We start from the raw sequence: 6,000 nt of genomic DNA on the forward strand, positions 1-6,000 counted from the left end.
TGCTCAACAAATCCGGAAATCGCCGGATGTATTGCCTGAAAGCATTCGCCATCGGCAGCTCGGCCCGGGGAGGGAACGGCTCAGCGCCGGTGGCGGACAACCACAGCCAATACACGGATACAGGGCAGATATGGTCGCCAACGTCAGCGCAAACGGATTGGGTCTCGGCACGGGCTCGCTCGCCACACTGGGGCAGCGGGGGGTGTTCGGCAACGCGGCGCAGGGCCGCGGGGGCGAGCAGGCGTACGTGAACCTGGCCAACGGCAACCTGGTGCTGCAGCGGCGCGACGACTTCGTGGCCAGCCAGGGGCTGGGCATGGACGTGCTGCGCACGTACAACAGCCAGGGCCTGCTGGACGACGACAACGCGGACAACTGGTCCATCGGCATCTACAACCAGCCGCTACGCCTGTCGGGCACGCGCAATGCGGCGGGCAGCGTGCTCACGCGCACGGCGGCCGACGGCGCACGATCGGACTACGCCTTCGATGCGGCCCAGGGACTGTACGTGGGCACCGACGGTGCGGGCGCCTACGACAGCCTGCGCTGGGACGACGCGGCCGGGCAATACGTCTGGACCGATGGCGACAGCGGCGCGCAGGAGCGCTACGAGGGCAGCGGCGACCACCGGCTGCTCTCGCGCTCGGACGCGCACGGCAACACCACCCGCTACCAGTACAGCGCCGACGGCCTGCTGTCCCACGTGGTCGATGCGTCCGGGGAGACCACCTGGTACGACTACGCCGGCCGCAACCTGTCGCAGGTCCGCGTGGTGGCGAAGGACGGCACCACTACCAGCACGCGCGTGCACTACGCGTATGACGCGCTCAACCGGCTCTCATCGGTCACGGTGGACCTGACCCCGGGCGACAACGACATCACCGACGGCAAGGTGTACCAGACCACCTACACGTACGACGGCGACAGCCGCCGGGTGGCCACCGTGGCGCAATCGGACGGCACGCGCCTGGCGATCGGCTACGTGCTGGTCGATGGCGACTACCGCGTGGCGAGCGTGCAGGACGCGCTGGGCCTGACCACGCGCTACGCCTACGACACCGCCGCGCGCACCACCACGGTGACCGACCCGCTCAACGTGGCGAGCCGCTACGCCTACGACGACAAGGGCCAGCTGCTGCGCTTGCAGGCGGGCATCACCGAGGCGAAGCCGGCCGGGCTCTCGCAGCTCTACTACCGCTACGACGACAAGGGCAACGTCACGGCGATGACCGATGCGCTGGGCCGCAGCATCGCGATGCAGTACGACGCCCACGGCAACCAGACACTCAAGGTGGACCCGCTGGGCAACACCGTGGTGCGCACCTACGACGACCGCAACCAGCTCCTGACCGAGACCCTGCGCGCAGGCGATGGCAACAACAACGCGGCCACCACCCCCGTGTTCGGCGGCAGCACTTCGCCCAGCACCCCACCCGACAGCACCACGCGCTACATCTACAGTGCCCAGGAGCGCGGCCAGCTGCGCTTCGTGGTCAGCGCCGAAGGGCGGGTCACCGAATACCGCTACAACAGCCTGGGCCAGCGCGAGACCACGCTCGCCTACGCGGCGGCGGCCTACGACCTTGCCTCCCTGGGCTCCACCAGCGTGCCCACGGAAGCGCAGATGGCCGCCTGGGCGGCCGGGCAGGACCTGCGCGGCGGCCAGCGCACGGACCTGCGCTACGACTTCCGCGGGCAGCTGGCGCAGAGCATCGCCTACGGCACGCTGGATGCGTCCGGCGCGGGCAGCGACCCGGCGGTGACGCAGTACGTCTACAGCCAGGCGGGCGAGCTGCTCAAGACCGTGCAGCCGCGCACGGATAGCATCACGCAATATGTCTATGACGGCCTGGGCCGGGTGATCGTGGCGAGCGCCCCGTCGTCCGACGGCACGAGTGCGAACACCACGATCACGAGCTACGGCGACACCACCACCACGGTGACGCTGGCCAACGGGCTGAGCACGGTCTCGAACTACGACGCGGCGGGCCGGCTCACGAGCGTGCTGCAGAGCAGCGCGGGCACGACGCTGGGCATCACGCGCTACGCCTACGACACGGCCGGGCGGCTGGTGATGACGCAGGACGCGACGGGCGTCCGCCAGTGGGTGGTGTACGACGCAGCGGGCCGCAAGGTGGCGGACGTGGACGGCACGGGGGCGGCCAGGGAATACCGCTACAACGCCAACGACCAGCTCACGCAGACGATCGAGTACGCGACCCGCCTGGCGGGGCTGTCCGAAGCGCCGAAGCTGGAGGCGATCCGCGCGCTGGCGTCGACGGGCGACCGCAGCAGCTGGCGGCTGTACGACAGCGCGCAGCGGCTGGCCTGGCAGGTGGATGCGGGCGGTGCGGTGACGCAGACGGAGTACGACGCGGCCTCGCGCGTGGTGGCCGTCACCCGGCTGGCCACGCCCATCGATACGGCGATGCTGGGCGATGGCTCGGCCTTTCTGGTGGGGGGCGCGGGGCTGGTGCGCATGGACAGCGCCGGTCTGGCCGCCACGGCCATCGCCATGCGGACTTCCGCGGCGAGCGTTCCCGCGGGATCGGCGTTGACGCTGGAAGCGGCTGTCTCAGGAAGCCAGCCCGCAGGTACCGTCACCTTCTACAGTGGAAACACCGTGCTGGGGACGGCACAGATCAGCAACGGCGTTGCACGGCTGACGCTGGGCACCCTCGCCGTGGGCACCTATGCATTCACCGCCCGTTACGAAGGCGACGCCACCCACGCTGCTGCTACCTCGGCGACGGCTTCTGCCACGGTGCTCCAGGCGGCCAGACTGACTCTCGACCCGCTGCCCGCCACGCTGGCCGCTGGCCGTGCATCGGTCTTGAAAGCGACCATCGCCGGTACGTCTCCCGGCGGAACCGTGACATTCTTCGACGGCGCCACCGTGATCGGCAGCGCTGTCATCCAGGCCACCGGGGGGGGGGCCACCGCGACCCTGGCCTGGAGCACGCAGGACCTGGGGAACCATGCGATTTCCGCTGTGTACTCGGGCGACGCGGCGAACGCGCAGGCCGTGACGGCTTCCACGGCAACCGTCAAGGTGGGCCGCGGCAGCGAGATCGCGCTGGACAGCAGCGCCACGCCCTCCACGGCAGGCACATCGCTTGCCGTCCGCGCGCGCGTGTCCGTGCCCGGCGGACAGGCCCAGCCGACCGGATCGGTGGCGTTCTACCGCGGCAGCGAACTGCTGGGCACCGCCACGCTGGACGGCCAGGGCCTTGCCGTCCTGAACACCTCCGCACTGCCCGTCGGTTTGCATGCGATCACGGCCGTCTACCAGGGGGATGACTCGGTGGCCGGCAGCAGCTCAGCCACCTTCGCGCAAACCGTCCTGCCCCCTGCCGCCACCACGGCGGTGCTGGCGACCTCGCACGTCCAGGTCGCCACCGGAGGCGGACTGACCCTCACCGCGCGCATCGCGGCGGTGGCGGACCCTGCGGCAGCCCTGGGAGGAACGGTCACGTTCTTCGATGGCGATACCCGCCTGGGCAGCGTTGCGCTCGCCAATGGCCAGGCCAGCTTCGGTGTCACAGGCGTGGGTGCGGGCAGCCATGGCTACCGCGCCGTCTACAGCGGCGATACCGCCGATGCCGGCAGCACGTCCGCCACGGCCTCGGTGCTGGCACTGGCCAACGGGCCGGACATCGCGACGCCCAGCGGCGGCGCCAGAACGCTCGCCCTGTCCGCTTCCGCATCCAATGTGGCCAGGGGTGGCGTGGTCACCTTGAACGCCACCGTTGCCGGCGACCGTCCCACGGGGTCGGTCGTCTTCGTCAGCGGTGGCAAGATCCTCGGCTCCGCCTCCGTGGCCGATGGCAAGGCCACTGTGTCGTTCATTGCGCAGGAAGCCGGCAGCCTCGATGTACAGGCGCTGTATTCCGGAGACGCCAACAACGCCGCGATCGCCAGTCCGCAACCCGTGCGCATCATGGTCGCGCCCGCGGCACCGGTCATGGCCCTGTCCCTGTCGTCTTCGCAGGCTGTGCGCGGCGCGCCCGTGGCGGTGACCGCCACGCTGTCCGGCAGCGAAGCCGCCATGCCGCCCACGGGCAGCGTGACGTTCTATGCGAATGGCGTCGCGCTCGGCACGGCCGTGCTGTCCCAGGGGCGTGCGTCGCTGGACATCCGCACGCTGGATGCGGGCACGAACAGCATTACCGTGCAATATGCGGGTGACGCACGCAACGCGGCCGCCACGTCGGCCGCCCAGGAGCTGCGCATCCTGCCCGCACCGGCCAGCGTAGCGCTCTCGGCCTCCGCAGCGCAGGGAATGGCTGGGGCCGCCCTGACCTTCACCGCCACCATCGCACCCGCCGCAGGCGGCGCAGCGCCGGCCGGACGCGTGGACTTCTTCAACGGCACGGTCTTTCTGGGCTCGGCCACGATCGCCAATGGCGCGGCAGTCCTGACGACCAGCGCGCTGCGCAATCCGGGCACGGCGAACATCACGGCCGTCTACACGGGCGACGCCATCGGCGCCGTCTCGCCTGCGCTGGCCGTGTCGATTTCCTCCGGTGTGGACGTGTCGGTGTCCTCGCCGAAGATCGCGTCGGGCAATGCGGTGGTGCTGTCGGCGAACGTGGGCAGTGGCACGGGGCAGGTGAACTTCTTCGACGGATCGGTCTTCCTGGGCAGCGCGAGCGCTGTGAACGGAGTGGCGAGCCTGACGACCCGGGCGCTGGTGCAAAGCGGCGCCCATGCGATCACGGCGGTGTACGCGGGCGATGCGAACCGGGCGGGTGCGACCTCGGCGGCGGCATCCATCCAGGTGGCCGAGGCGGTGGAGGTCAAGGCCTCCAGCGGCACGGTGGTGGCCGGGGCGCCGCTGGTGCTCACGGCCAGCGTGAACAGCACGGCCACCGCCATCGCCAACGGACTGGCGGTGACGTCCGATGGCACGGTCACCAAGACCAGTGCCGTCGCTGACTGGGAATCCTCCATCCGCAGCACGGTGGGGCTGACGGGCGGAGCCAGCGTGAGCTTCAAGGCCGGGCAGACCAACAAGGCCATCATGGTGGGGCTGAACACGGACCCAGCCACGAACAGCCACTACCTGAGCATGGACTGGGCGCTCTACATCACCTACGACGGAGCGATGTATGCGTACCAGAACGGTGTAAACGTCGGCTCGCTCGGCACCTACACGACGGGCGACGTGCTGAGCGTGGACTACGCGAACGGCATGGTGAGCTACCGCAAGAACGGTGCGGTGCTGCGCCAGGAGGCAGCCAGCATCACGCAGCCGCTGTACCTGGACACCTCGTTCCATGGCACGGGTGGTTCGATCAACGCGCTGAAGTTCAGGAACGCAGCGGGCCAGGAAGTGCCGCTGAACGCATCGGCGGTGCCGACGGGCACGGTGACATTCTTCAATGGCCGGGAAGTGCTGGGCACGGCGAACGTGGTCAACGGGGCCGCGCAACTCATGACCAGCGCGCTGGCGACGGTGGGCACGGCGCAGATCACGGCGGTCTACAGCGGCGACGTGAACAACGTGGCCGCGAATTCGGCGGCGACGGCGGTGGCGGTGACGAACCCCGTGGGCCTGAGTGCGTCCAGCACGAGCGTGGCCGCGGGCGATGCGGTGACGCTGACGGCGCGCATGAACGAGCGGCCCAGCGCGGTGGCCTCGGGAGCGACGCTGGCCAGCGGCACGGCGGCCAAGACAGGCACGGCCAGCCAGTGGGACGCGTCCGTGCGCAGCACGGTGGGCTACGCGGGTGGTGCGAGCGTACGCTTTACGGTGGGGGCGCAGACGGACCAGCGATACATGGTGGGTCTGACCACGGACCCGGCGGCGGACAACACGGCCTCGTCGATCGACTGGGCGATCCACGTGACGGGCGGCACGGGCAGTGCGGTGGAACTCTACCACCGCGGCGTGCTGGTGGCGAACGTGGGGGCGGTGGCGGCCGGTGACGTGCTGGGCCTGAGCTACGCGGGCGGAGTGCTGTCGTACTCGAAGAACGGGGTGGTGCTGCGCCAGGA

General features: G+C 70.0%; 1 protein-coding gene. It reads left to right on the forward strand.

Annotated elements, in window-relative coordinates; all coding sequences use genetic code 11:
* Positions 1 to 130: 130 nt before the first annotated feature.
* Positions 131 to 6,000: Ig-like domain repeat protein (locus T336_RS25080; protein ID WP_035225771.1), on the forward strand; the 5,870-nt coding region annotated here is incomplete at its 3' end.

This window comes from Paracidovorax oryzae ATCC 19882 (assembly GCF_000687165.1).
GTDB classification, from domain to species: Bacteria; Pseudomonadota; Gammaproteobacteria; order Burkholderiales; family Burkholderiaceae_C; genus Paracidovorax; species Paracidovorax oryzae.